Annotated in this window: 24 protein-coding genes and 1 tRNA gene; 8 read left to right on the forward strand and 17 right to left on the reverse strand. The window is 61.0% G+C overall.

All coding sequences use genetic code 11. The annotated features are described in order from the left end of the window. Positions 1–181 precede the first annotated feature (181 nt). On the reverse strand, positions 182–772 hold the full coding sequence (locus tag M728_RS09395; RefSeq protein ID WP_245269717.1) for a hypothetical protein: 591 nt from the start codon (positions 770–772) through the stop codon (positions 182–184). 723 nt (positions 773–1,495) lie between these two features. Next, positions 1,496–1,810, reverse strand: coding sequence for a hypothetical protein (locus M728_RS09400; protein WP_026621308.1), 315 nt, complete (start codon positions 1,808–1,810; stop codon positions 1,496–1,498). 547 nt (positions 1,811–2,357) lie between these two features. Here M728_RS09400 and M728_RS09405 point away from each other — a divergent pair. Together M728_RS09405 and M728_RS09410 are read left to right on the forward strand one after the other, a co-directional pair. Next, positions 2,358–2,561, forward strand: coding sequence for a hypothetical protein (locus M728_RS09405; RefSeq protein WP_026617629.1), 204 nt, complete (start codon positions 2,358–2,360; stop codon positions 2,559–2,561). A 326-nt stretch (positions 2,562–2,887) separates the two neighbouring features. Beyond that, positions 2,888–3,067 carry a hypothetical protein gene (locus tag M728_RS09410; protein WP_026621309.1) on the forward strand — a complete coding sequence of 60 codons (180 nt, stop codon included), beginning with the start codon at positions 2,888–2,890 and terminating at the stop codon, positions 3,065–3,067. A gap of 29 nt (positions 3,068–3,096) precedes the next feature. Here the strand turns inward: M728_RS09410 and M728_RS09415 are convergent, their stop codons facing one another. The 3 genes from M728_RS09415 to M728_RS09425 form a co-directional block, all read right to left on the reverse strand. Continuing rightward, positions 3,097–3,492: a BA14K family protein gene (locus M728_RS09415; protein WP_084044571.1), complete on the reverse strand. Its 396-nt coding sequence runs from the start codon at positions 3,490–3,492 to the stop codon at positions 3,097–3,099. Between the two features lie 298 nt (positions 3,493–3,790). Further along, complete coding sequence (locus M728_RS09420; RefSeq protein WP_026621310.1) at positions 3,791–4,411, reverse strand: hypothetical protein; 621 nt, start codon at positions 4,409–4,411, stop codon at positions 3,791–3,793. A gap of 136 nt (positions 4,412–4,547) precedes the next feature. Further along, positions 4,548–5,078 (reverse strand): helix-turn-helix domain-containing protein, encoded by a 531-nt coding sequence (locus tag M728_RS09425; protein WP_026621311.1) that lies wholly within the window; start codon positions 5,076–5,078, stop codon positions 4,548–4,550. Positions 5,079–5,211: 133 nt separating this feature from the next. Here M728_RS09425 and M728_RS09430 point away from each other — a divergent pair, with 133 nt between their 5' ends. The 3 genes from M728_RS09430 (at position 5,212) to M728_RS09440 (ending at position 6,748) form a co-directional block, all read left to right on the forward strand. After that, entirely contained in the window at positions 5,212–5,901 is a 690-nt protein-coding gene (locus M728_RS09430) for a helix-turn-helix transcriptional regulator (protein WP_026621312.1), read from the forward strand. A 233-nt stretch (positions 5,902–6,134) separates the two neighbouring features. Then, entirely contained in the window at positions 6,135–6,461 is a 327-nt protein-coding gene (locus tag M728_RS09435; RefSeq protein WP_026621313.1) for a hypothetical protein, read from the forward strand. Beyond that, the gene (locus M728_RS09440) at positions 6,458–6,748 is read left to right on the forward strand and encodes a hypothetical protein (RefSeq protein WP_026621314.1); all 291 of its coding nucleotides are present in this window, start codon (positions 6,458–6,460) and stop codon (positions 6,746–6,748) included. The genes M728_RS09435 and M728_RS09440 overlap by 4 nt, the downstream gene beginning before the upstream one ends. A 141-nt stretch (positions 6,749–6,889) precedes the next feature. Here M728_RS09440 and M728_RS09445 read toward each other — a convergent pair. Both M728_RS09445 and M728_RS09450 read right to left on the reverse strand, forming a co-directional pair. Then, a tRNA-Lys gene (locus M728_RS09445) sits at positions 6,890–6,965 on the reverse strand. Between the two features lie 203 nt (positions 6,966–7,168). Then, positions 7,169–8,086 carry a PhzF family phenazine biosynthesis protein gene (locus tag M728_RS09450; protein ID WP_026621315.1) on the reverse strand — a complete coding sequence of 306 codons (918 nt, stop codon included), beginning with the start codon at positions 8,084–8,086 and terminating at the stop codon, positions 7,169–7,171. Positions 8,087–8,684: 598 nt separating this feature from the next. On the opposite strand from M728_RS09450, the gene M728_RS09455 reads away from it, so the two are divergent. Then, on the forward strand, positions 8,685–9,890 hold the full coding sequence (locus tag M728_RS09455) for an MFS transporter (RefSeq protein WP_026621316.1): 1,206 nt from the start codon (positions 8,685–8,687) through the stop codon (positions 9,888–9,890). A 48-nt stretch (positions 9,891–9,938) separates the two neighbouring features. Here M728_RS09455 and M728_RS09460 read toward each other — a convergent pair whose 3' ends face one another. The 9 genes from M728_RS09460 to M728_RS09500 form a co-directional block, all read right to left on the reverse strand. Continuing rightward, complete coding sequence (locus M728_RS09460) at positions 9,939–10,700, reverse strand: DNA mismatch repair protein MutT (protein WP_026621317.1); 762 nt, start codon at positions 10,698–10,700, stop codon at positions 9,939–9,941. A 3-nt stretch (positions 10,701–10,703) separates the two neighbouring features. Continuing rightward, entirely contained in the window at positions 10,704–11,810 is a 1,107-nt protein-coding gene (locus tag M728_RS09465; RefSeq protein WP_026621318.1) for an endonuclease/exonuclease/phosphatase family protein, read from the reverse strand. Positions 11,811–12,188: 378 nt separating this feature from the next. Next, a complete protein-coding gene (locus M728_RS09470; protein WP_026621319.1) occupies positions 12,189–12,632 on the reverse strand; it encodes a TIGR02594 family protein in 444 nt (147 codons plus the stop codon). Between the two features lie 749 nt (positions 12,633–13,381). Continuing rightward, a complete protein-coding gene (gfa, locus tag M728_RS09475) occupies positions 13,382–13,957 on the reverse strand; it encodes an S-(hydroxymethyl)glutathione synthase (protein ID WP_026621320.1) in 576 nt (191 codons plus the stop codon). A gap of 253 nt (positions 13,958–14,210) precedes the next feature. Continuing rightward, on the reverse strand, positions 14,211–15,545 hold the full coding sequence (locus M728_RS09480) for a TadE/TadG family type IV pilus assembly protein (protein WP_026621321.1): 1,335 nt from the start codon (positions 15,543–15,545) through the stop codon (positions 14,211–14,213). A gap of 114 nt (positions 15,546–15,659) precedes the next feature. Beyond that, entirely contained in the window at positions 15,660–15,881 is a 222-nt protein-coding gene (locus tag M728_RS09485; protein WP_026621322.1) for a hypothetical protein, read from the reverse strand. Between the two features lie 533 nt (positions 15,882–16,414). Further along, on the reverse strand, positions 16,415–18,154 hold the full coding sequence (locus M728_RS09490) for a TRAP transporter large permease subunit (RefSeq protein ID WP_026621323.1): 1,740 nt from the start codon (positions 18,152–18,154) through the stop codon (positions 16,415–16,417). Continuing rightward, entirely contained in the window at positions 18,151–18,819 is a 669-nt protein-coding gene (locus M728_RS09495; protein ID WP_156943465.1) for a TRAP transporter small permease subunit, read from the reverse strand. Before M728_RS09495 ends, M728_RS09490 begins: the two co-directional genes overlap by 4 nt. Before the next feature lie 108 nt (positions 18,820–18,927). Next, positions 18,928–20,070 carry a TRAP transporter substrate-binding protein gene (locus tag M728_RS09500; protein ID WP_026621325.1) on the reverse strand — a complete coding sequence of 381 codons (1,143 nt, stop codon included), beginning with the start codon at positions 20,068–20,070 and terminating at the stop codon, positions 18,928–18,930. Positions 20,071–20,348: 278 nt separating this feature from the next. Between M728_RS09500 and M728_RS09505 the strand changes: the two genes are divergently transcribed. Continuing rightward, complete coding sequence (locus M728_RS09505; protein ID WP_026621326.1) at positions 20,349–21,692, forward strand: sorbosone dehydrogenase family protein; 1,344 nt, start codon at positions 20,349–20,351, stop codon at positions 21,690–21,692. A 491-nt stretch (positions 21,693–22,183) separates the two neighbouring features. Next, positions 22,184–23,950 (forward strand): adenylate/guanylate cyclase domain-containing protein, encoded by a 1,767-nt coding sequence (locus M728_RS09510; protein WP_026621327.1) that lies wholly within the window; start codon positions 22,184–22,186, stop codon positions 23,948–23,950. Between the two features lie 381 nt (positions 23,951–24,331). On the opposite strand, the gene ftsZ is transcribed toward M728_RS09510, so the two are convergent. Then, the gene (gene ftsZ / locus M728_RS09515; RefSeq protein WP_026621329.1) at positions 24,332–25,372 is read right to left on the reverse strand and encodes a cell division protein FtsZ; all 1,041 of its coding nucleotides are present in this window, start codon (positions 25,370–25,372) and stop codon (positions 24,332–24,334) included. Positions 25,373–25,609 lie beyond the last annotated feature (237 nt).

Below are 25,609 nucleotides of genomic sequence, written 5' to 3' on the forward strand. Positions count from 1 at the left end.
GCGTCTTCGCCGACAAGACGGAAGAAGCATTCATCAGTGGCGGAAATCCCCGCCGAGGTTCTCTACTATCGGCCACCGACCGACCTAGCCGACAAGAGTCGTGTCGAGTTCGGCACCATATACATCGCATTAGAAGATTTGCGGTAATGAGATTTTGGCCGTTTGATCTGCAGCGAGCTGGTTACTCTCTCCACCTAGAGAGTGCTTGTTTAAGGGTCATCGACGGACGTAAACGGTTGTTGATCCGCCCTTGCTCCCACGGCCCGTCGGCTCCTTTGATCAGACGTTCGGAGGGCTCGCCGTACTTTTCAAACGTTTGCTTGTGCTCGTCATAAAGGTTCGGCTGATGCCGATACGGATTCTCGTAGACCCTGCTCCGCTCACGGTCATCAACTCCGTCCTGCGTCGCTTGTATCGAAGAAATTATACTGCTTAGCGCCGATGCCCCATCTTCATTCGATACTTTCGGCAACAGAAATTTCAGTTCGGTCTTCACATCTTCGAGATTCTTCTGCAGCTCGCTCAACCCTGCCCTCGCGCCGGGCGCATAAGCATCCTCATCACGTGGGTCTTTAGAGAGCCCTCCGAGAGGTTTTCTTAGGCCCTCCGGTAAATAAGCATTCGGACCATATAAAGCTGCCTGCAGCAGGCTTTCCGCATATGCGCTGGCATCTTCAGGGCTGATATATGCGGCGTTCGATGCGGTCAGCCTGCGTCGTTCGACCTTTCCAACTGACGTGCCGCTAACCGAAGAGCCTTTCCAATCGCTCATGGCGTTCTCCTTGCCAATGTTCTGTTTCACCGCTCGCCGAGATGCCGCAATCTCCCGCACTACGGCGCACATGCGGATCCGAAAAGCTTGAAACGCCGGCCGTGATTCCAACGGCTCAGCGACTTCGTAAACCGCTTCGAGGGACATCAACGGGGAGCACGCTGACACCGAGGCCCGCCGGCGCATGCGCAGCGCGTGACCAACTCTGCGGGATCGCGGTGGGTCGAGGATTGACGACCCACGAGGTAGATCGCCGCTTCCAGCGCCTTAATTATTTGATCGTGCAGTGCACTGATATCGCTGCTTCACGCAAGCAATCTGGGGCGTTGAGCACTCGGCCTTACCGTCTGAGACCGCACAAAGTGAGCATTGATCATTGAACTCTCGGCAGTCCGGATTGGTATGCAGGAAATCCTTCACGCTGGCGGCCTGTTCTTGGTCCACACCTCGTATTTCGATCCGGTCTGCCGAAAAGACTGCTGAAGGCCCTACTATTATCGCCAGAAGCGCAATGTAATATTTTGACGTGTGCATCATTCGAATTCCATTTGTCAGCAGGCAAGCATCGGACCGCAGCAACTTCCAAGCGAAATCGCTGCGGGGTCGATCACCCATCCCAATCGTCGGCTCGAGAAATGTCCGCCTACAGCGCCGCGCGTCTTATCAGACGCGCAAAGTCCCTGTAGCACTTTGAATTGCTGCATGTTTTTATCCTTAAATCGGCTACGATTTAAGGATAACATGCAGCAGCGTAGTATTCGCGCCAATGCCGCCGCTGTCCTCCGTCAATGAGACAAGTCCATCGCGGCCGGCGATGCTGCCATGCTCGCGCAGCGCCTCGTCGGAGGCCTGCACTGCGGAGCCTTGGGTCGACGCGTCGCGATGCTTCCGAACCCTCTCAGGATTCGGGTCGACGCGGAGGCGCATCGCCGGCCGCACACGGCGCCGCAGCGTCTTGGAACGCGCGAGGCCGCCGTGAGCCATGAATTGGAAAATCAGGAAGAACGCCCCAGCGCCTTGCGAGCTGGGAGAAGTCATCTTCGTCGCTTCGGCATCCCTGTTGAGGTGACTGGTCGCCTTTAGGACACAATTCCTATCCTTGATTTATGGAATAACGCAACCGCCCTCGCGGGGCAAGCCTCCATGCGCTGAAATGCATTCGGTTTTTGTTTTGCCCACCGGAAACTTGCAGCGGGCTGCTTCTCCGAGCGTGCCTCCGCAGAGACGAAAGTCCTGCAGGCTGATGGGTCACGCTTCTATGTCGTCCGCCCAAGAAAACGCTTCGCCCAGAACTGGTCAAATTTTGTTGTACAACCGTATATTATAATTTCCTTGCATAAGACATTGGCCTCTGCTTCAATTCCAACGAGGCTGATGTTCAAGGGCTTGGGCATACTTCAATCGATAATGTCTCGCACGGAAGGAGGCAGTTTCGGCGTCGCGCTGTCACCGATGCCGGGGTCCGACCGTGTCGAATACTTTGAATTCATTTAAGTACTGAAAATATAGGCCCAACTCTCGGCTTTATACCGGGAACTAAACTAGCCCTCCAAGCATTGCCTTCCCGAGAGAAGGAGATTTATCCATGCGTAATCATTGGATGTATGTCGCCATCGGATTTGTAGCAGGCGCCGGATTGTTTCTCACCACCGCCTGGCAGCGCACGCCTCCGGTCGAAACCGCTCAGTTCGCCACCATAAAGCTCGAAAAGACTGATCGTCCGCAGGGCCCTGCCGTCCAGGCCTCCTTCGTCATGGAGCGTTTCGGCCCGGCACGTGCAGTCGAATAGACTCTTCAACAGCGGATACCTGGCGCTGAACAGACAGAGCGTCCGCTTACGCGGATGCTCGGCCGAGCGCCTCTGCATGATTCCTTAAGATCGGAATCGATTTAGAGACAAAATCATGCAGCAACTCACAGTGCTTCAGCGACCTTTGCGCGTTCGATTGGACGCGCGGCGCTGTAGCGCGTTGGTGTCGCATGCTCTGTCTTGCCTTTCGCCCCCGAATGCGCATGTTACTACGGCTCTGAGCGGCTGGAGGGATGACCGTTGGCCGCCACGGCGATTGCGGTCGCGGGTTCTGCGGCCGGAGACGATAATCGAGGAAGACAGCTTTGAATTCGGACAACAAACCCGAGGCCAGTATCCGGGTCGAGAAGCGGATGAACGGACGTTGGGCATTCGTGCTCAGCTATCGCGGCGTGACGTATCCGGCGCAGGGTCAGTTCAGCACCCAGCTACAGGCGCAAGCTGTCGCCCATGCCGCCATGAAGCTCCTGCAAAAGCGCGGCTGAAGCCGCTTTCAGCCGTTGTCGCGCCCGCTTTAATTGTAGGGCGAGTTGCACGAACGGCGCGGGCCGTCGAACGGTTGGAAGGTGTTGTCGCTCGAGCGATACGATCTATAGCGGTCGTGGCACCACCGTGCATGCGCATTTCCGCCCGATAGTACCGTTTGCCGCCGACGTGAGCGCAGTTCGTTGATCGTACCGAGCGACGGCCCAAGAGTTACACCTGCGTCTATGTTGATGTCGGTTCCAGGCGCGAAACGGGGACCGGAGTTCAAGTAGCGGTTCCGCAAGAACTGCTGATACTGTCGCTCGACGAAAAGATCGTGCCGGTAGGTGCCTCCGCAATCACCGATGCACGTCTGGGTCTGGGCCTGCGACGCGCTCGTAGCCGTAGCCAGAACCGCCAGGACGATGGTGGTCGCAATCTTCATCGACTTCACTTTTCTTCTTTCAACGAAGGAATGACCTGCACTCACTATACACTACGCCACGCGAGCGTGGCGCCAATTTCTTGTGAGCGCAGTTGAACGGCGCACCCGGACACACCGTCTTGGCCCAAGACGAAGGGTGCCGGAGCGCGATGCCATCACTCCTCAGAGCGCTCCAGCGTTCCTGTGCCCCCCATCACATCCAACGCGGATCCGCTGCCGCCGCGGACCCGTAGTTAGGGAAACAGCGAGATCAAGGCATCTTCAAAGCCGTGTATGCTTAAGATGCAGGATAATATTCCTATCTCAGGTCAAAACAATGATCCCCATTCCCATGTTCACGCAAGCCCTTGTCGAAGAGCAGCGCATTCAAGCCCCGCTTTAGCCACAGCAATTGCGCCTCGGGCATCATTCTCAAACCCTCATAATCCATCACGCAAACGTTGAAGACCGTAGCCTTCACTTGCCGCCCCTCTTCGCATCCGAGCAGCAGTCCTTCCAGGCGCATCATCCTTTCGGCAGATTTCGCCGCCATCCGGGCGCGCTCCTCCTTCTGTTCGCCCGGATGTCCCTGCACGCGTCCGATGTCCTGGGCCCTGACGCTCGGAAATGGAATGCCCGTGAGATGGTAATAGCGCACCATCGCCGCGGCATAATCGTCGCCGGCTTCGCGCTGCTGCTCGGTGATCCGCCCGTCGAGAAACAACCGCCCGAGCGTGTAGCCGGCAAAGGCACTTCTGGTTTCGAGCCCGTGCATGCGCTTGCGCGCCGCAAGCGCCACCGCCATCGCCTCCTTCTCGCTTTCCTGTTTCGACCATCCGGGCTTGATCTTGCCGCAGGCATAGCGTTCCGCATTCGCCTTGCGTGGGCGTCCAAGCTGTGCCTTGCGCTTTGCACGCAATTTCTGGGCCTTGGTCATCATGGGAAATCCTTTCGGGCATGTGTGGAAGAAACTGGTCACGGTTGTCCGCTCCTGCCCCTTCGGCCGGATGAGCGGATGGAAGACGAATGGACTGTTTGCAGCGGGCGAGCAGACCTCGGCGGCTCGGCCTGTTGAATCATCTAGGCGTGTCGACCACGCTCGCCGTCGATGTCCGGTTGCGCACCGCCTCCAGCACCGTCGTATGATCGCGGCGAAAGATGCGGCCGATGCGCGAGAGGGAGAGATCGCCGCGCTTTTCGTAGACTGCGCGCATACAGGCGTGTCTCGGCTTTACCAGCCGACGTTCGCGCCGCACGCTGACGACATCTTCCCAGCTCACCCCTGGGAAATCCGCGAGCACGGCGGCGACGATCTCCTCGATCGTCGGCCGGTCCCCATCGCTGTCGTCGTCCGGAACATCGGCGCTCCGGCCGGAAAGCAAGGCTTGCGCCTGCGCCAGCAGCCGCGCCTCGGCATCGGCAAGGTCGACCTCCAACGCTGCGATCCGCCGGGCCTGCGCCGCGTTGTCTGAAGCAAGTTCGGCCATTTGCCTTTCAAGCTGCGTGATCGGGGCGGGTCGGCCTACCGCCGCAGCAGCGCGCGTGAGCCGCTCCCGCACGGCACAATAGTGCCGCTTCTGCCTCGCCAGTTCCGAATGCTCCGTCATTGCTTCTCCTTCCAAGGTCAGAATCGACCCAGCGCTTCATGGCGCCTCATGAATCTTGCACAAACCGAAATGACACTGTATATGTCATCGTGTCAACATGATTTGTGTTGAACGCATTGCTATGGGTCGTGTCATGAGCGAAAGAGCGGAAAGATTGCGCCAGGCGCGCATTAAGGCGGGTTACCACTTTGCCTCCGACGCGGCGAATGCCCTCGGCATCGTCGCCTCGACCTATCGTGCCCACGAAAACGGTCAGAACGAGTTCGAACTCGCAGAGGCGGAGGTGTACGGGCGCAAGTTCAATGTCGATCCAGTCTGGCTATTGAGAGGCAAGGAGCAGCAGATGCCTGGCGGTGGCGCTGCACCTCCCAGCATCACGGGTATCGGCCCCCCGAACGGCACGATCGGTGCCAACATCATTGGCCAGGGGAAGAAGATCCCTGTCTTCGGCCAGGCAGTCGGTGGAGTTGATGGTGAATTCATAATGAACGGCAATGTGTTGCACGAAGTCCTGGCGCCGCCCATTCTTTCTGAGATTTCCGGCGCCTACGCAGTGTCGGTGTCCGGCGATTCCATGTATCCGCGTTACGAGGACGGGGAGGTCTGCTTTGTCGACCCGACCCGCCCTGTCAGACGGGGCGACTACGTGATCGCCCAGATTCGCCTGGAAGAAGACGGCGCTCCCCTCGCCTACGTCAAGAAGTTCGTGCGCCGCAACACTTCCGAACTGGTGCTGGAACAGTTCAATCCACCGAAGGTACTGCGCTTCGACGCGCACACCGTGCATTCCGTCCACTATATCGCGCTTGCCGGCAATGCCTGACCACGTGGCGCTGCGGCACCCCTCCTCAACCAACGCCACCCTCCCCACCGCAGGTCTCCTAATTCACACCGGAGCTTTGCGACACGTCCTATGTCATGCACGAAAACAACATGTATCGTGTTGACATCAGTTGTGGCAGATGCGATGTTTCAGGCGACACGAACAACACGAAAAGCGCGAACTGCAGAGTGCAGCGAGAGCTTTTCCGGGATTTAGAGGAGAACAAGCGTCGCATGTCCATTCCGCGTATCAAGTCCGATCTTCATGGCCATGTCGATGAACTCTTTTCGGCCGATCTGCTGCAATCGAGCGATGCGGAAAACCAAGCGGCGCTTAAGAGCTTTCTCTCATCCACCTATTCCAGCCTCGCCTCACTCTCCTGGCACCTCGGCGCCGATGGAGATGTCCTGCAGCGCGAAGCCCGGCCGGCAGCCGAACTCGTGGACGACGTCTTCTTCATCCTCAACCGTGAGCGCGAATTCTTCGGAGACGATCGCGAATGCCCGCAACGCCTTCTCGGAACGCACAATTCTCGTCAGCAATTCGGAGGTGCGTTGTGATGCGGGCGGAAACTTACGCCGTCGTCAATCTCGCCGCTTTGAATCTTATCGAAGCCGCCAGCGCAGCCTATTTTGCGACCGAGAAAGAGGCAGCCTCCCGTCACGAGTTTCGCGTCCGCGAAATGCTGAGAAAAATCGCTGCCGCGCTGGGCTACGAGATTGCCGAAGTGGGATGGCAGGAGAGCCAGTCCGAGCGCCCATCGGAAGGAACGCCGCCCGAGGTCGCCTCTCCCTCCGGCCTCAGGCTCGTATCCGCGCGACCAGTCGAATCAAAGATCTCGCTGTGAGCCGCCATTGGAGCCCAATCGCCTTCGACGGAGATCGAGCCAGCGCCGCGCAACTGTTCAAATGACGCAAGCATTGGGAAGAAAAAACACGTCCGATTTTTAGAAACCGGTTTCGGAAAGTCCGCTAAGCGCTTGATTTAATGGTGGGTGATCACGGGCTCGAACCGTGGACCCGCTGATTAAGAGTCAGCTGCTCTACCAACTGAGCTAATCACCCGCCAGGAACCGCATCGCTGCGGTCTGGTGGGGCGTATAATGGCCTTCGCCCCACTTGTCCAGCACCCTTTGCAAGATTTTCTGGGAAAATTTCAGGCCGCCGCAGCGCAGACGTCGATGGTCGTACGGGAGCGGTGTGCGGCTCGCCGGCGGCGAGCCTGCGGCGCTACAGCGCGTCGCCTTCACTCGCCGCGCAACGTGCTTCTAAACCGCCAGCTTCCCCTCGGCGACCTTCACAGCGTGCCCGCCGATGCGGGCGTTGGTGATCTCGCCGTCGACGACGTCGAGATGCAGGTGTATGAAGGAAGGACGGCCCATCTCCACGCCTTGCTCGATCAGAATGGGATGGTGCCCGTCCACAAGTTCATCGAAAAGATTGATCGCACCGGAAAGGGCGGCCGCGGCCGAACCGGTCGCCGGGTCTTCGACGAGGCCCATCTCGGGGGCAAACATACGAGCATGAAAGCGGGCCATGTGGTTGATGCCGCCGCGGCAGTAGAGGTAAGCGGCTGCCAGCCGGCCTTCGGCGAGCGGCGTCAGTTGTTCCCAGCGTTGCGGGTCGAATTCCACCGAAGCGGCGGCGTTGACATCGTGCAGAGGCACCATCACGAAAGGAACGCCGGCACTCCAGAAGGAGGTCACGTGGTTTTCGAAGCCAATCTGCGTCGCCTTGAGGCTCAGCGCATCGGCTATAGCCTGCCTGTCGAAATGCGCGTGGAGCCTGTTCGGCTTGCGTGGCAGGTCGAATTCGGCGAAGGTCGCCTTGCCAGGCTTCAGCCGCACCGCGGCGCGCACCGGTCCGATCTTTTCCTCCAGAACCTGCATGAGGTCGAGCGCTCTGGCAGACTCGCCATAACGCGCTTCCGCGATCGCGACCGCCGTTCCGACCGTGGGGTGTCCGGCAAAGGGAAGCTCGTGCACCGGCGTGAATATTCTCAGCCGCGCCGAATGGGCAGCACTCCCGGGCCGCAGGATGAAAACCGTCTCGGAGAGGTTGAACTCCCGCGCAATCGCCTGCATCGTTTCGTCGCCGAGGCCGTCTGCCTCGAACACTACAGCAAGAGGATTGCCCCCTAGACGGCTCTCGGTGAAGACGTCGTAGATCGCGTAGTGTAGTGCCATACATTCCCCCTTGCTGGTCCGGACCGTCGTGATTTCCGGCGGTTTCCGGATTCGCGACGGTCAATCCTGGTGCGAACGGCGACGCCCGCACCCCTCCTCCTGCGCACCTCCCATGCCCCCGAAGTCCAAGATTCATTCTCCGCAATGGAGAGGCGCATTTCGATGCAGGCACCGCCCGCCGGGAAACCCTGCGGCCGGCGGACACCTCACCGTAGAACTTGCAACGCGAACGTCCCGGCGGCAAGACTAAAAGCCGCGCACGGATGCAAGCGGTCCACAGAGGGCGGAGCCGAGCCGTACCCGGTCCGCTGGGAAGACTCTCAATTATCCTTCGAGAGAAGGGCAGATAGCTCAAGCGAGACCTGGTGCCCGCGTGGTTGCCCTCTACAGCGCGGCGCGTCTTATCAGACGCGCAAAGGTCGCTGTAGCGCCTTGAATTGCTGCATGTCTTTCTCCTTGACCGAACGGGCCGACCTCAATGGACTTCCCCGGCACAGCGAGAAGCGCTATGGCATAGCCGCAAGACGCGGCGCGATTCCAGGGCGAACCCTCATGGCGGGCCGCACGGGATCAAGGCGGAGCCCGAGAGTGCAACAGCATGACGGCTGAGACGAATTCCGGCCTTTCGCGCCGCCGTATCCCCGCTGGAATCTGGGCCTTAGGCTTCGTTTCCATGTTCATGGATATCTCGTCCGAGATGATCCACGCGCTGCTGCCCATCTACATGATCACGGCGCTCGGGACGTCGACGCTCGCCGTCGGCATCATTGAGGGTATTGCCGAAGCGACGGCCTCGATCACCAAGGTCTTTTCCGGTGCGCTCAGCGACTGGCTGGGCAAGCGCAAGGTCCTGGCAGTCCTTGGATATGGCCTCGCGGCGCTTACCAAGCCAATCTTCCCGCTTGCTGCTTCCCTCGAATGGCTGATCGCGGCCCGTTTCATCGACCGCGTAGGGAAAGGCATTCGCGGCGCGCCGCGAGACGCGCTCGTCGCCGATATCGCCCCGCCGCATCTGCGCGGTGCGAGCTTTGGTCTGCGGCAGTCACTCGACACCGTCGGCGCCTTCCTCGGCCCGTTACTCGCAATCGCCTTGATGTGGCTGACGGCGGACCATTTTCAGGCGGTGTTCTGGTTCGCGGTCATTCCGGCCTTCCTGTCCGTCGGCGTCCTCCTCGTCGCCGTCAAGGAGCCTGAGCGGCCGGTGGAGTTACGCCGGGTGCGCATGCCGCTGCGCCGTGATGAACTCAGGCAACTCGGATCGGCCTATTGGTGGGTGGTTGTCATCGCCGCGGTCTTCACGCTCGCCCGTTTCAGCGAAGCCTTCCTCATCCTGCGCGCCCAGTCGATCGGCCTGCCCTTAGCTGTGGTTCCGGTCGTGCTCGTGATCATGAGCCTCGCCTACTCGCTTTCCGCTTACCCCGCCGGCGCCCTCTCCGATCGCGTTGATCGCTTGACGCTGCTCGTGGTCGGCCTTGTCCTCCTGGTTCTTGCCGATCTCGCCCTCGCCTTCGCAACCGGCATCCTCGCGCTCGGCCTCGGCGTGGTGCTGTGGGGCCTGCATATGGGCTTCACCCAGGGGCTTTTGGCAACGCTCGTCGCCGACACCGCTCCCGCGGAACTGCGCGGAACCGCCTTCGGCATGTTCAACCTGGTCTCCGGCTTCGCCCTGCTCCTTGCGAGCGTCCTCGCCGGGGCTCTCTGGGACATTGCCGGGGCAAAGGCGACCTTCCTCGCCGGCGCCTGCTTTACCACACTCACCATCGCCGGGCTGATGTTGATCCGTTCCCAATTCAAGAAGTCATGAGGAAACGTGTGGCCGCCTGTACCTGGCAGGGCGACCGGGGCGAGCGCGCTATGCCATGGCAGCAGAAACGGTTCCGCCGGCATCCCGTGCAAAAAGCCACTCCAGGATCGGCGGGATGAAAGCAGGATAATTGTGCGCAGCTGGGTCCGGCGAACGGATCGCCACCGCTTCATCGATCTCCGGATGCGCATCGGCGGCAACATGCGCTGCCACCCGCGCAATGATATCGTCCGCCTTGGCCGCTAACCGGAAGACCCGGAAAACGATTATGGTGCCGTCCATATGGATTGCATGCCAACCCGGTTCTGCGCTCGCCTCAGAAAGCGCAATTCCCGTCTCCTCCTTGACCTCGCGCGCAATGTTGCGGGCGACGTCGCAGCGCCCATCGATGATATCCTCCGGCTCCAGCGAACCACCGGGACTGTAGACACGTCCCGCATTGGCCGTATGAGAACCCATACGAATCGCGATCACGGCGCCGTCCGAAGAAAGCAGCATCGGCATGCCGAAGATATGGCACGCGCCCGGCGCTCGCGTCTTCCGCCACCAGAGGAAAGTCGAATAAGGAACGATGTAGGCCCTCGCGCAAATGCGCCCGTCAGCGATGCGGATCGACCGTTGCAGTACCATCCTGCCATCGAAGAGGTGCGGGTTCGCCGCAATTTCCTGCTGCCAGCTTGCTCGAGCGCGCTCGGCCTCCGCCAGATGAAACGGATGCGGCCCGGGTGCGACCTCTATGTGGATCTCCGACACCGGAAAAATCGTGCCTTCGGCGGGCCATTGCGACCGGTTGCTTTCGAGTTGGGTCATGGGTCAGATATCCAGTGTCATAACAACCGGGCAGTGATCGGAGGCCTTCGGGCGATCCCAGCCGGTACGCGGATAACGCTCGACCTCCTGGCCCGCGGGAAAGATCGTGCGATAAGGCTGGCCGGCGCGGATGATCTCGGGCACCCGGGCCGCATTGCGGCGGGCAAGCGCAGGCGACAGCCAGATATAGTCGAGTTGGCAGAGATGCCGCTCTTCCGGTCCCCGGCTGTGGAAAAGCGTCCAGCGGTCGAGGACCGGACGCCTCAGCATCGGGTTTTCCACGAAGCCGTCATGGCTCAGGATCTCGAGCGCGCTCATCGCCTCCTCGCGCGGAACGAACTCATAGCCGTTGCGCCGGTCCCCGAGAATGTCCACCTTTTCCTGGTAATCGTTCATGTCGCCACAGATGGCAAACATCTTGTCCGCCGTATGGCCGCGGCCGAAGCGGCTCTCGATGATGTGGCGCACCGCCTTCGCTTCGGCGATGCGCAGGGCCATTGTCGCCTGACGGCCGTCAAGCCCTTCGCGCGCCGGCCCCATCGACTTGAAGTGAACGACATAGAGGGTGAGCGGCCGGCCGCCGATCCTCAGGTCCACTTCCAGGCAGTCGCGCTTGAAGATGCGGTCGCCGGGCCGGTTGGTCGCCGCCAGGTCGTCGTTGAACAGGTCGAGATCGTTATAGGTGAGCGCCGCATGGCTCTTTACTTCCAGGCACTCGATCTTCTGCCCGTCGCGGGTCTCATCCCGCATCAGCACGGCGACGTCGATGCCGCGGGTGTCGTTGCCCTCGATCAGGTATTTCTGGCGGTAGCCGTTACCGACCATGCGGAAGAGATAACCGTACTCGAAGGCCTGCAGCGCCGCCATGCTGTCGGCCTCCTGCAGGCAGAGGATATCGGCATCGCAATCGGCGATCGCCAGCGCCGACATCTGCCGCGTGTCGTCCGTATGCGCAATGGTGCGCGCTTCCTCGAGCCGCTGATATTCCGCCTCGCTTCTGACGTCGAAGAGCCTCAGCACCCGATCCTGCTTGAGCTGGTTGCGAAAACCGGAAAAATCGAAACGGCTCAGGAGATTTTCGATGTTGAAGGTGGCAAGGCGAAGCGACATCAGACAATTCCACATTGAAATGCCGCGGAGATTAGAGCGAGACGAGGAAGAGTGTAAAGCGACCTGCCTTATGGCAGTGCTGACGCGCAGAGAAAAAGCCGCGAGGCTTTTCGTCCGTGACCGCCTCGCATCCGGACTCGCGGCTATCTCCTCGCAAGACCGGGGCACAGGAACATCGCAGCGCCACCCTCTTTCCTTTTTTCACCGAGCGAGCCCTCTCCCTGCACGGGAAGAGGGCTGAAGTGAGGGGCTATAGAGAGCAACTGCATGTCTCCTCAAATCGACCTCGACTTAAGGACAAAGAAATGCAGCAATTCAAAGTGCTACAGCGACCTTGCGCGTCTGATAAGACGCGCGGCGCTGTACGCGCCGCGTTGCCTATCTTCTCACCGCGACCACCTGTCCGCGGCTGAAATAGGACAGTTGCACGCGCCCGGACTGATTCCCGCCGATGACGCGCGCGGTCGATTTCGACAGCTCCGAAAGGATGCCGACATGATAGCCTCTGCCGGCCCTGACGACGACGACATCCCCCGGACGCGCATAGGAAAGCTTGACCGGGGCACCGAACCTCAGCCACGACCGCGCGATTCCGAAGCCTTGCGGCGGCTGGCGCCCGGCCTTTCGAGCGACCATGCCCACGAAATGGCCGCACCAGGGCGTACGCGCCGGATTGATGCCGAGAGCGGCGCGAAGGCGCCTGTTATGCTTGACCTCGTGAAGCCCCGTAAATTGCTTGGCCTGCGCCAGCATGCCTGCCGACGCGGTATCGGGCGAAGTGAACGCGACAAGTGCCGCTGCCAGAAACGCTGCAACCTTCATGAGTTGGGTCTCCTTGATGCGCACGCCGGCCTCATGCCGGCTCTGCGCTGGCCTCTTCGTCTCCGTCCATTGCGCGCAATTCGCCCTTCCGCAGTGCGCGGTTTTTGCGCGCACTGCGCCGCCCGCGCTCAGAGAACATTCTGAGCGCGGCTGAAAATGCCATGGAATCAAAGGGCTAGAGCGTCCTTGAATCTTGGCGCCCGTGTTCTTGCAGCACCGCGCCTTGTCCAGGTCACAGGCTGCTCCGGGCACCCGCCTTCGCTAATACGCACGAAAGACTCTCTAGCACTTTGAGGCTGCACGTCACCGACCGCCGAAGATGGAATGGATCATCGGCTCAATGGAGCAACCGGCATGCGAACGGCAATGGCCGTACCCCCAACCTGATGGCGTTCGCTATGCGAGACCTGGAATTCCCCTGCCAACGGTGGATAGCGACGAGACTTTGCCGGCGAGGTGGAGCGAAATTGTGGCAAAGCCCGCATTTCGTGCGCAAGACAGCGCTTGCATGCGTCGATGTGTCGGTATTGATCCCAAAAAAGCGGGCTTTTGACGGTCCACAACGCTATCGAGCGAGCTTTCAACCAACGTCGTGAAATTGCTGAAGATGGGAGCGAAGCGCCGCTTCTTCGCCCATCCCGCCTGCCTGTGTGTTCCCGAAATCGTAGCAATCTAAGGTAAAACATGCAGCAATCGCGCCCTTTGCGCGTCTGATAAGACGCGCTGCGCGTTAAGAGCGGTGACGCCCGTCACGACTTTAGCACGCCGCTCCTCCTCGCCGTCCAGGTGGCGATGATGTCCATCAGCTCGGGCGACAGGCAGTCGTAAGGTTCGAGGCCAAGCTGCCTCAGGTGGTTGCGGACGGAGTTCATCCTTGAGGGATCGACCCCTCCTTCGATGATCGACGAGACGAAGGCGGCAAAGGTGGGTTCGGGCCAACCGCTCTCTTCGAACCTTTCCGGGTGGATGAAATCGAGTCCTTGGAAGGCATGTTCACGCTCGACCGGCCCATACATGTGCACGCCGCATTCCCTGCAGCGGTGGCGCCGGATCAAGGCCGTCGGGTCCACGACCTCGAGCTTGTCGCCGTTTTCGAGCACGCTGACGTTCTCATGCGGTGTGACCGCCACGATCGAAAACGTCGCACCGTCCGGCTTCCAGCACTTGGTGCAGCCGCAAGCGTGATTGTGAGCGATGCCGCCGGCGATGCGGATCCGGACCGTTCTATCTGTGCAGGCGCAAACCAGCGTCCCGCCCCCGAAGGCAGGACTGCCCCTGGTGACACCATTGTCGAGGTTTGGATGCAGCGGGACGGGGGTTTCCATTTGCTCCTCCCTCAAGAACCGGCGCCTCTCCACAGCGCCGGTTGCCGATACGATGCGGAAAGGTCCGCTTCATCGCTGCGGAAGTGCAAGCGGCGCCTGCCAAGGCGCCGCTTCGCGGTCTCCTCCGACCCGGCACCGAGCGCAACCTTCGCGTCCGCACCGAAGAATACCACCGAAAACATCTACTGCCGAATGCCGCACACCGGCTCGGCCATCAGCACCGATATGCAAGTGCGGCTCGATGCGCATGGATTCAGCGCACCAGCCGAATGGCGCCAGGATAGTTGAATTGCGTGTTCGCCAACTCGGCGCTGCAATCCATCTTGAATGTACTGTTGCCGATGAGCGTGATCTCCTGCGCGATCAATCTTATGCACTCTCCGCTCGTCGTGCCGTTGCCGGAATATTGCAGTTCGGCGACGTCAGGCAGGTAGACGATTCCCGTCAGCGACGATTGGCTGTTGCCGTTGATGATAGCGGACGCGGTGTTGCCATGCTCGGCAACAATCGAGAAACCCGCCCAGGCACCCTCCAGCGATGGCGAGATGTTGAAGGTGGCACCGCCATTGATTTTAAGCTCGGCGCCGTTCATGAGGAAGAAGGTCACCCGTTGTCCATTTACGACTGTCTGGCTGCCGAGCTCGAGACGGCCGCCGTCGATCATGTAGTTGCCCGACTCGAGCTTGATCGCTCCCTTCAAGTCCAGGCCGCCATAGGTCCCAGGCTTTAATGTTACCACGTGGCCATCGGCGTTCTTGGGCGTCTTGCCGGTGCCGTTGCAATCGCCGTTGCCGCCGCCGCCCGCAACGAAGTTCTGGCCGCAGCCGGAAAGGTCCACCCAGGTGGATGTCTTGGGCAGAACCTTGCTCGCAAACGGATCGGGTACGCGCGGCGATCCTTCGACCGCGCCCTTGCACGTCAAGGCTATAGATTGCGGCGAGCTGTAGATGCCGCCCGCCGCGTAAAGACATTCTGCTTTGAGCTTTCCGCTCCCGCCGACATAGATCGACTGAGCATCATTCGAATTAGAGACGACTGTGCACCCGGTGAGATCCGCCGCCGCGCTTCCGCTGACCTCGAACGCCCGATCGGCCGTGCGGTGGAGCGCCAGGATGCAAGCCTCCGCTCCCGCCGCGCGCGCCGCCACGGCCTGGCGCCGGATCGTCAGTGGCAGGCGCTCCAGGAAAAGCGACTTGTAGTCGAGCACGAACTCGGCCGCGGCCGTATCCTCGTCGAGGCTCCGTGTGAATTTCACCGCCAATGCCTCAGTGGATGGGTCTGTGGCGACGGCCAAAGCATCGACGACGCTTTTCTGCGGCAGGGCGTAGTTGCCCCAGAAGAACTTCTCGGCCTCCTGATGGGCCTCCTCCTCGGTTGCCCCCTCCCCATAAGCCCGCACGGATCCCAATGCCGCGGCGTCGAGCGCGTTCTGGATCTTCTCCGCCTCGAGATAGGCGCCGACGAGATCGACCGCAAGCGCGGCGGCTCCGATGATCGGGATGAAGCCGATCGCGCCGAGCACGGCGAAGTTGCCGTCCCGGTTTTGCGCCAGCTTTCTTAATTGCAAGCGGAACGTCGCGGCCCTCATAGCCTTCCCTCTCGGCAGCTCCATCTCATTATTTAAGCAGTAACTAATTTAAAGATCGTTAGGAAATTCCCTCGGGTTTTACGAGACTTTTAGAGATTACAAGGGAGTTGGCTGTCACCGCGGAGACCCGCGGCTCCAGGCCGCCTCGCTCTTCTGCTCATAATGGGTAAAAGCCTTGACGAGCCCGTCAAGCACCTCTGCCGAGGTTTCGAACAGGGCCTTGAATTGCGGATCGTCGACCTTGGTGACATCTTCCCGCAAATGTTCGATCAGCGTGTTCAATTCGCCTTTCATCTTCTGCGTGTGATGGATCGGATCTGCATTGGTTTGTGCCATTTCTTACTTCTCCCAGAGAAACCGGCCGCGTTGGCACAACGCCGTGCAAAGAGGCTCGGTTCCAATGGTGGAACAGGCTCCCCTCAAGGCCGTGATGCGGATGATGCGCTTTGTCCGGGCCACAACCAGCAGAGTTGGCCGGAGCGGCGGATAGGCAAGAATCGATCGTGCTTCGTTACAAATGGCCCTGAAAAGTTACTGGACCGGCGCGACCGATGTGGCAAACATGATCGGGCAAATCCGAAGTGATTTCAGTAGCAATTTAGATCAGAGCTCGCGCACAGGGCGGCCTCTGATTGTGAGTGCGAACTCGGTCGAGTTAGCGGCGGCTCCCGGGGAGGATGCTGAATCGGATAGCCCGAACCATCATCGGACGGGCACTACATTTCTGCCAGTGACTTGTCCAAGTTTGGCGATGTTTAGCCGCGATCTTCCCGGAGCCCGCTTGCTGACGGCGGGCTCTTTTTTCGTGCGGATCTTTGCAAGTCTCGCGTCCGGTCAGGCGCGCAGCAAGCACCACGATCTGTTTCGGCTCAGCCGTAGAGATAGTTCGGAAGCCAGAGCGTCATGCCCGGCCATAGATACATGAGCACCATGCAGAGGATGACGATCAGCATGTAAGGCATCATGCCGGCGAAGATCTGGTTGAGGCTCACATGCGGCGGCGAAACGCCCTTGAGATAATAGGCGGACATCGCCACCGGCGGCGACAGGAACGCCGCCTGCAGGTTCACGAAGACCAGCACGCCCCAGAGGATGGGGTCGATGTCGAAGTGCTGGAGCAGCGGCAGGAAGATCGGCACGAAGATGATGATGATTTCCGTCCATTCGAGCGGCCAGCCGAGAAGGAAGATGATCGCCTGCGAGAGAATCATGAACTGCACCGGCGTGAGGTCGAGCGCGAGCACCCATTGCTCGATCAGCGCCTGGCCGCCGAGAATGGCAAAGACGGCTGAAAAGAGCGCCGAGCCGACGAAGAGCCAGCAGACCATGGCAGTCGTCTTTGCAGTCAGGAACACCGCTTCCTTGGTGCGCTGCCAGTCGAGCGTGCGCGCCTGCATCGCCAGCAGGAAAGCCCCTGCGGCACCGATGGCAGCAGACTCCGTCGCTGTCGTGATGCCGAAAAGGATGACCGCGAGCACGACGACGGTGAGGATCGCGAGCGGCATGACCGAGGAGACCAGAAGTTTCACGACCTGAAGCCTTTCGGCGTTCATCTTTCGGTAATAGCGGACAAGCGCAAGTGCAGCGATCGCCACCGCGATGCCGAACCAGATGTAGAAACCCGTGGCAGATCCATCGGCCGCCGCCGGACCCGCGTCCACCGCCGGCGCGCCGAGCTCCTCAAGCCCTTCCGGCGCTTCCGTCTCGGCCGCCTGCTGGTGAATAACGACGTACCACCAGACGAGCGCCAGCGTGAAGGCGACGAGAAGGAAGGGAACGAGCGCCGCGACGGCATTCTTCACCAGCCTCCAATAGGTGAACCGCCCATCCTCCGTCTCGATCGCCATGGCTCGCGATGGACGAAACAGGGCCGATATGAGCCCAACCAGCATGTTGCGTGAATAGAGCGCCTCGAAGCGCTTCATCCAGATCGGCACCGGAACGCGCGTCTGCTCCTCGGGCAGGGTCGGCGCGATCTTCGGGTTGAGCATCGCCCATCCGAGGACGTAGACGAGGTAAAGCAGAGCCAGGAAAAACCCGGGGAACATCGTCGCCGCATAGAGCTTGACCACCGATTGCCCCGCGACCGCCGCATAGACGATGATCATCACCGAGGGCGGAATCAGGATCCCGAGCGTGCCGCCTGCGGTGATGACGCCGGCGGCGAGCTTCACGTCGTAACCGGCGCGCAGCATCGGATTCATGGCGATCACGCCCATCAGCACCACCACGGCGCCAACGAGGCCGCTGGCAATACCCCAGAAGGTGCAGACGATGAGCGTCGTGATGGCAAGCGATGCCGGCACGCGCCTAAACGAAAGCTGGACGCTGTAGAACATCTTGTCGACGAGCGCGCCGCGCTCCATCACGTAGCCCATCAGCACGAAGAGCGGGATCGAGATCAAGACGTCATTGGTCATCGCGCCATAGGTGCGCTGGACCATGAGATCGAAGACGCGATTGTCGATCCAGGGCTCGGCGGGATTGTAGAAGGCATAGAAGCCGAAGAGCATCCCGAGCCCCATCAGCGTGAAAGCCGTCGGGAAGCCCATCATGATCACGACCACGATGAGCATCAGCATCGTCAATCCGAGGAACGGGTCGCTCACGTCTCCTCCTCTCCTTTGAGACCGCGCTGCCGCGCCGCTCTCTCGATGTCCTGCGCCCGCTCGATCGCCGCCTCACGCGCCTCGACATCGACATATTGGCTCTGGGCAAGCTGCTCGGCGACGACGTCGATCTCTTCGACATCGTGAAGCCGTCGCGGCCACGCCCCGACTCTCAGACAGACGATGCAGCGCACGATCTCGGCGAGCCCCTGCAGCATCACGAGGGCGCCCGCCACCGGGATGACCGTCTTGAAATAGTAGATCGGCGGCCCTTCCGCCGTTACCGTCGAATGCTCGCCGATCCTCCAGGAAAGGGCGGCATAGTCGTAGCCGGCATAGATAAGCGCGGCGATGCCGGGCAGGAAGAAGAGGATGTAAAGGAGGAGATCGAGCGCGGCCTGTGTGCGCGGCCTTAGCGAACTATAGATGAAGTCGCCGCGCACATGGGCGTTCTGCGCCAAGGCATAGGCCCCCGCCAGCATGAAGAGGCTTCCATAAAGCATGTTGCTGGCATCGAAGATCCACGCCGTTGGCATATTCAGGATGTAGCGCTTGAAGACTTCGGCGCAGACCAACATCATCAATCCGATGATCAGCCATGCCGCGGCCTTGCCAACCCAGACGCTGATTGCGTCAATTGTGAGCAGAAACCGCTGAGCCTGCACGCGCGTCACCCAGAAATCGCGGGAGGTTTCTCCCCCACCTTCATTTAATCGGACCGAAAACGCCACTTCGCCGAAGCCCGTCCGACGAAGCGACGCTCACCTAAACCTTCAGAACTCTTTTGCTACACCGTCCCGTCCGAAGTAGTGATCGAATGCCATCCTTCGGTTGACGACAGTGTCCTGTTCCCACCGAGTCGCCCTTTCGGCAAAGGTGAGTTGCGAGAGGAGGACCTCCTTGAACATCGGGTTCTCTGCCGATTTTTTCTTTACAACCTCGTCATAAACTTCGAGCTGCCGTTTGAGGATCGCGTCCGGCGTCTTGTAGAACTTGACGCTGTCGGCGGTCTGCATCTCGCGATAATCCGTGGAGTAACGATCGATTGCCTTCCAGGACATGTCCGCGGACGCCGACTCCACCGCATTGGCTATGATTGCCTTCATAGCCTCTGGCAGGCCGTCGAATTTTCCTTTGTTGAAGAGGATCTCGAACGTCTCGGCATTCTGATGGTAGCCCTGCAGCATGCAGATCTTGGAAACATCGGGAAAACCGAGCACTCGGTCGGATGAGGCATTGTTGAACTCCGCGGCGTCGATCAGTCCACGGTCGAGAGCGGCGACGATCTCTCCACCTGGCAGCGCATTGACCGCAGCGCCAAGTGCTGTGAACACATCGATCGAAATGCCGACCGTACGGAATTTCAGCCCCTGGATATCCTCGGGCTTTGCCACTGGCTTCTTGAACCAGCCGAGCGGCTGCGTCGGCATTGGCCCATACGGAAACGAGACCACATTGGCGCCGATCGATTCATAAAGCTTGGCGAGCAGTTCCCTGCCCCCGCCGTATTTGTGCCAGGCGAGCAGCATGTTGGCGTCCATGGCGAAGCCGGGCCCGGAGCCCCAAAGCGCCAGCGCCGTCTGCTTGCCGTAGTGATAGACCATCACGCCGTGGCCGCCATCGAGCGTCCCTTGCGACACGGCATCGAGCAAGCCGAAGGCAGGTACGACGGCGCCCGCCGGCAGCACCTCGATCCTGAGATCGCCACCGGTCATGTCATTGACCTTCTTGGCGAAATCCTGTGCGAATTCGTGAAAGATGTCCTTCGACGGCCAGGTGCTCTGCCAGCGCATGCTGACCGGTCCTTGCGCCTTGACGACGCTTGGCGCGGCGACCATGGCTGCACCGGCCATGGCTGCGCCGCTCAAAAACCTGCGACGCGACGTTTTTCCCCCGATCTGGGTTCTGCGTGTCATCTCTTCCTCCCAAGGGCCTGCGACAGCCCCTTGAACCAGCCCGTTCGAGGAACATGCTTCCGCGGGCTATTCGATATCGTTGAAAGGCGCTCGCACCAGTTGCAGGGGTGTCCGCGCCCCGGCTTTTTCCGGCCGAATGGAAGAATACTCCTCAATGCCGCCCCCGCAAAGATTGCAAGGAACAAGTCACGAACGCCGCCGTTTTGGGACGTGGCGGGGAATAACACGAAGCCGTCCTGCATCTTAGTCCAATGCTGCCACTGTTCGGAGGGCGTCTGATGAACACCGGCTTTCCGCGTACCGCAGTCGTGATCACCCTGGTGGGCGCGCTTGTGGCGAGCTGCGCCGGCGTCTCGGCGCAGCAAACGGCGCGGACGACCGGCAGCATCGGCTATGGTCCGAACCCCACCTTGCCGAAGCCGCGCCCCACGATAATCCCAGTCGTTAACATCGCCGATGCGACCGGCTGGCAGAGGGGCCGCATGCCCACGCCCGCAAGAGGGCTGAAGGTCAACGCCTTTGCGGCAAACCTCGATCACCCGCGGTGGCTGCATGTGCTGCCGAACGGTGACGTGCTGGTTGCCGAAAGCAATGCGCCCGAGAAGCGTGGCCAAGGCTTCAGCCTACGCAAGGTCTTCATGACAGCGGCCATGAAGCGGGCCGGCGCGGTCACCAAGAGCGCCAACCGGATCACGCTTCTGCGCGACACCGATGGCGACGGCGTTGCCGATCAGCGCCGGACCTTTGCGGAAGGACTGAACTCGCCCTTCGGCATGACACTTTCGAACGGCAGGCTCTACGTCGCCAATACCGACGCCCTCGTAGCCTTTCCCTATTCCGACGGCCAGACCCGGGCGCGCGGGCGGCCGCGAAAGATCGTCGACCTGCCGGCCGGGGACCTCAACCATCACTGGACCAAGGACGTGATCGCAAGCCGCGACGGCCAAAGGCTCTACGTAACCGTCGGCTCCAACAGCAATGTCGGCGAAAACGGCATGGCGGCGGAGAAGAATCGCGCCGCGGTCTTAGAGGTGGATCCGGAAAGCCGCCGGACGCGCGTCTTCGCTTCGGGCCTCAGGAACCCGAATGGGCTTTCCTGGAATCCGGAAAGCGGCGAACTCTGGGTCGCCGTCAACGAGCGGGACGGGATCGGCGACGATCTCGTGCCGGACTACATGACCTCCGTCAGCGCCGGCGGCTTCTACGGCTGGCCCTACAGCTATTTCGGCCAAAACGTCGATACCCGCGTCAAGCCGCCCCGGCCGGATCTCGTTGCAAAGGCGATCAAGCCTGACTACGCGCTCGGCGCGCATACCGCCTCGCTGGGCCTCACCTTTTCCAAGGGGGCGTCCCTCGGCCGGACTTACGCGAACGGCGCCTTCGTCGGCCAGCACGGCTCGTGGAACCGGAGCGTCCACAGCGGTTACAAGGTGATCTTCGTGCCTTTCCGCAACGGCAAACCCAGCGGTCCGCCACGCGACGTCCTCACCGGTTTCCTCGGCCGCGGCGGCACGGCGATGGGCCGCCCCGTTGGAGTCGCAATCGACAAGACCGGCGCGCTGCTCGTCGCAGACGACGTCGGCAACGTTATCTGGCGGGTCAGCCGCACGAATAGGCGCTAGCGCGGGATATGGAAAAGTGTGCGCGGTTTTCCGCCAGCACCCCGCGCTAACCTATTAGAATCGATCACGTTCATGATTTTTAGGTCGATCCGACCTAAAATCATTGTGATCTGCAGCGCCGCACGTCTTATCAGGCGCGCAAAGCTCGCTGTAGCACTTTGAATTGCTGCATGTCGCCCAGAAGTGCGCAACGGGTGTGGGTCACGACATGCACAAGAACCTAAACGCGTCGCATGAATTCGATTGAATGCAACGCGTTTTAGGCGACACCGCATATCCATGCAGACCGCCTAATGGACACCAGCCACGGCCGTTGCTACTCTTTCGAAGCGGGATCAGGAAACGCTTGAAGTGTTCTCCGCGAGCATCCCGCACCTCACTTCTTGGATCGGGATCGGGAAAGTGCGTGCGGATTCCGCCCGCACCACCGCTCCACGGATCGGAAGCGGTCGCACGTGACTGGACCACCTGGTTCGAATGAAGGGGAGCGCATGAGGCGGTTGGCAGCGATCATGGACGCCGACGTCGTCGGCTACAGCCTGCTGATGGGACGTGACGAAGCTGGCACGTTCCAGGCGCTGAAGGCATGCCGGAACGCTTTCATTCTGCCTGCCGTCGCGGCTCATAGCGGGCGGATCGTCAAAGAGACAGGCGACGGAACGCTGGCTGAATTTGCGAGCGTTATCGACGCGGTTGCCTGCGCGATCGCAATCCAACGAACGATGCAGGAGCACAATGAGAGCGCCGAGGCGCGGCGCCTGGAGCTGCGCATCGGCGTCCATCTCGGCGATGTGGTCGTCGAGGACGGAGATATCCATGGCGATGGCATTGCGGTCGCCACGCGCTTGCAGGAAATGGCGCCGCCCGGCGGCATTTGCGTGTCGCAGCAAGTTTACGACCAGATAGGCACGAAGCTCGACTTTCCCGCCGTCGATCTCGGCCGGCAGACGCTCGGCGACGCCGCCCCCGTGCGCGTCTGGCAATGGCAACCGCACGAGGCGGAGAGCCTAACTCAGCATGCGCCGCCGCATCAGCGGCCGGTGCCCGATCACAAGCGCCCTTCGATCGCCGTGCTTCCCTTCGCCAACCTATCGAGCGCCGAAGAACAGGAGCACTTCTCCGACGGTTTCACCGAGGAGCTCATCGCGACGCTCGCCCGCTGCCGATGGCTGCGCGTCGTCGCCCGCAATTCCTCCTTCACCTACAAGGGGACGGCCGTCGACGTCAGGAAGGTCGCCGAGGACCTCGGCGTCAAATATGTGATCGAGGGGAGCGTCCGCCGTTCGGGCAACCGCATTCGCATCACCGCGCAATTGTTGAGCGGCGGCACCGGCATGCTGCTCTGGGCCGAGCGCTACGAGCGCACCCTTGACGACATGTTCGTGCTGCAGGACGAGATCGCTGGCCAGATAACCGGCACCATCGGACCGGAACTCGGCATGATCGAGTTTGCGGCGCTGCGCGGCCATATGGCCGCCGATATGGACGCGTGGAATATCTATCTCAAGGGCCTCTGGCACCTCTACAAGTTCAACCTCGACGACCTCAAGGTCGCCAAGGAGCTCTTCGAGCGAGCGACAAGCCTCGAACCCAGTTTCGCCCAGGCCCATGCCCGCCTTGCCTATGTCCACATACAGCTCGGCTGGTACGGCCCGCTGGAGGAACGCGCCGAGCGGATCGCTGATGCCACCGCGCTTGCCGAGCGGGCGATCGCGCTTGACAGCCGCGAGCCTGCCGCGCACCTGGCACTCGGCCGGGCGCTGGCGCTCGGCGGCCAGCCGGAGCGCGGCATCGATCATCTGCGCAACGCGCTGAGGCTCGATGCGAGCTTCGCGCAAGGCCATTTCGCCCTCGGGCAGGCGCTCTGCTATGTCGATCGGCCGGAAGAGGGCATTGCCGCGATCAACGAGGCGTTCCGACTAAGCCCCCGCGATCCGCATCTATGGACCTTCCACAACATGGTGGCTATCGCCCATTATCAGTCTGGCCGGCTTACGGAAGCCGCCGAGTCCGCCCGCGCCTCACTGCGTCAGGAGAACGCCACCTTCTGGCCAGCCATGGTGCTGGTAGCCGCCCTTGGGGCCGAGGAGCGGACGGACGAAGCACGCGCAGCCGTCGCCGCGCTCCTTCAGCGGCGGCCGGACATGACCACGAAGAACGCCCGGGCGGAGTTCTATTTCGGACGTCACCCGGCCATGTCGGAAGACTTCATCGATCGCTTCGTCAATGATCTGCGCCGTGCCGGCTTGTCAGAATGAGAGGCTGCTGCTCATCGAAGATCGACGAGCATCCCGGACAGGATGGCAGTGATCTGCCCATGAAGGTAGGGATTTGCGAGTGCATGAATTGCAGACGCGATCGTATCCTCGTGCCCTAACTCAAAGCGGATGTCCTCGCGCCCTTCGACAAGATTCGCCCAATCTTCGACGGAATGTTCATCGATTTCGCCGCTGCCGAATCGCCTCAAAATTGCGGTGACATCATCACGCTTTAGCGTGATGACCGGTTCAGCATCCCAAGGGAGCTCAGCGAGCGCCGCTCCAAGTCAGATATGGATCTATCGAATCGTATGAGCGAAGCGAGTACAGCTCGTCTTTTCATCATGTAGGCTGCTCGTGAGTCCGCGAGACGTGTACCCCTTATTGCAGCGTGCGCGTCGGCACGGCAGCCGCCTGCTGCCCATTCATCGCCTCGGGCGCTGCCGCCTCTGTGCCGCGAGCACTGTCTAGACCGGTCGCGACGACGGAAACGCGGAACGTGCCGTCGAGGGTGCGATCGAAGATGGCGCCGACGACGATGTCGGCCTCGTCGTAGACTTCCTCGCGGATGCGGGTCGCTGCCTCGTCCACCTCGAAGAGCGTCATGTCCATGCCGCCGGAGATCGAGACGAGCACACCCTTGGCGCCGCGCATCGACACTTCGTCGAGCAGCGGATTTGCGATCGCCGCCTCTGCCGCCATCATCGCCCTGTTCTCGCCGTTCGCCTCGCCCGTTCCCATCATTGCCCGGCCCATGCCCTTCATCACCGTCTTCACGTCGGCGAAGTCGAGGTTCATGAGGCCCTCCTTGACGATCAGATCGGTAATGCAGCTCACGCCCGAATAGAGCACGCGGTCGGCAATCATGAAAGCGTCGGCAAAGGTGGTCTTGGCGTCGGCGATACGGAAGAGGTTTTGGTTGGGGATGACGATCACCGTGTCGGCGCTTTCGCGCAGCCGCTCGATGCCCAATTCCGCCGTCTGCATGCGCCGCTTGCCTTCGAAGCTGAAGGGTTTGGTGACGACGGCGACCGTCAGGATGCCGGCCCGCCGCGCGGCCTCCGCGATCACCGGTGCTGCCCCCGTGCCGGTACCGCCGCCCATGCCCGCGGTGACGAAACACATATGGGTGTCGCCGAGGTGGTCCATGATCTCGTCGATCGACTCCTGTGCCGCCGCGTTGCCGATGTCCGGCACCGAGCCGGCCCCGAGACCCTCGGTGATGGCGGCGCCGAGCTGTATCCGCCGCGCGGCCTGCGACATCGATAGCGCCTGCGCATCCGTGTTGGCGGCGATGAAGTCCACACCCTGCAGATTTTCCGCGATCATGTTGTTGATCGCGTTGCCGCCGCCCCCACCGACCCCGATGACAGTGATTTTCGGACGCATCTCGGTGATGATCGGCTTCTTGTACTCTGTCATGGCTCTTCTCCTTGGGCAGTTCCCCGGCCGTCGAAAGCTGCCCGTGCCCCGGGAAAACGGCGATCGAATGCGGTGCGGCGCGAATCAAGCGCCTTCATTTTAGGAATTCAAAAAAGCCAGGGAGAAGGCAAGAGAGGCAAAAACGAGGCCGTCCACAGCTACGTGCACCCCGGGCGCCTTGCCAGGCGATTTGACCCCTAAAAGAGCAACGGCCGTCGCCTGCGGGAAGGAACAAGG

This window comes from Ensifer sp. WSM1721 (assembly GCF_000513895.2).
In the GTDB taxonomy this organism is placed as follows: Bacteria; Pseudomonadota; Alphaproteobacteria; order Rhizobiales; family Rhizobiaceae; genus Sinorhizobium.

Coding starts and splice junctions, on each gene's coding strand:
- M728_RS09395 (WP_245269717.1), bottom strand. CDS start 772: ATGAGCGATTGGAAAGGCTCTTCGGTTAGCGGCACGTCAGTTGGAAAG.
- M728_RS09400 (WP_026621308.1), bottom strand. CDS start 1,810: ATGACTTCTCCCAGCTCGCAAGGCGCTGGGGCGTTCTTCCTGATTTTC.
- M728_RS09405 (WP_026617629.1), top strand. CDS start 2,358: ATGCGTAATCATTGGATGTATGTCGCCATCGGATTTGTAGCAGGCGCC.
- M728_RS09415 (WP_084044571.1), bottom strand. CDS start 3,492: ATGAAGATTGCGACCACCATCGTCCTGGCGGTTCTGGCTACGGCTACG.
- M728_RS09420 (WP_026621310.1), bottom strand. CDS start 4,411: ATGATGACCAAGGCCCAGAAATTGCGTGCAAAGCGCAAGGCACAGCTT.
- M728_RS09425 (WP_026621311.1), bottom strand. CDS start 5,078: ATGACGGAGCATTCGGAACTGGCGAGGCAGAAGCGGCACTATTGTGCC.
- M728_RS09430 (WP_026621312.1), top strand. CDS start 5,212: ATGAGCGAAAGAGCGGAAAGATTGCGCCAGGCGCGCATTAAGGCGGGT.
- M728_RS09435 (WP_026621313.1), top strand. CDS start 6,135: ATGTCCATTCCGCGTATCAAGTCCGATCTTCATGGCCATGTCGATGAA.
- M728_RS09450 (WP_026621315.1), bottom strand. CDS start 8,086: ATGGCACTACACTACGCGATCTACGACGTCTTCACCGAGAGCCGTCTA.
- M728_RS09455 (WP_026621316.1), top strand. CDS start 8,685: ATGACGGCTGAGACGAATTCCGGCCTTTCGCGCCGCCGTATCCCCGCT.
- M728_RS09460 (WP_026621317.1), bottom strand. CDS start 10,700: ATGACCCAACTCGAAAGCAACCGGTCGCAATGGCCCGCCGAAGGCACG.
- M728_RS09465 (WP_026621318.1), bottom strand. CDS start 11,810: ATGTCGCTTCGCCTTGCCACCTTCAACATCGAAAATCTCCTGAGCCGT.
- M728_RS09470 (WP_026621319.1), bottom strand. CDS start 12,632: ATGAAGGTTGCAGCGTTTCTGGCAGCGGCACTTGTCGCGTTCACTTCG.
- gfa (WP_026621320.1), bottom strand. CDS start 13,957: ATGGAAACCCCCGTCCCGCTGCATCCAAACCTCGACAATGGTGTCACC.
- M728_RS09480 (WP_026621321.1), bottom strand. CDS start 15,545: ATGAGGGCCGCGACGTTCCGCTTGCAATTAAGAAAGCTGGCGCAAAAC.
- M728_RS09485 (WP_026621322.1), bottom strand. CDS start 15,881: ATGGCACAAACCAATGCAGATCCGATCCATCACACGCAGAAGATGAAA.
- M728_RS09500 (WP_026621325.1), bottom strand. CDS start 20,070: ATGACACGCAGAACCCAGATCGGGGGAAAAACGTCGCGTCGCAGGTTT.
- M728_RS09505 (WP_026621326.1), top strand. CDS start 20,349: ATGAACACCGGCTTTCCGCGTACCGCAGTCGTGATCACCCTGGTGGGC.
- M728_RS09510 (WP_026621327.1), top strand. CDS start 22,184: ATGAGGCGGTTGGCAGCGATCATGGACGCCGACGTCGTCGGCTACAGC.
- ftsZ (WP_026621329.1), bottom strand. CDS start 25,372: ATGACAGAGTACAAGAAGCCGATCATCACCGAGATGCGTCCGAAAATC.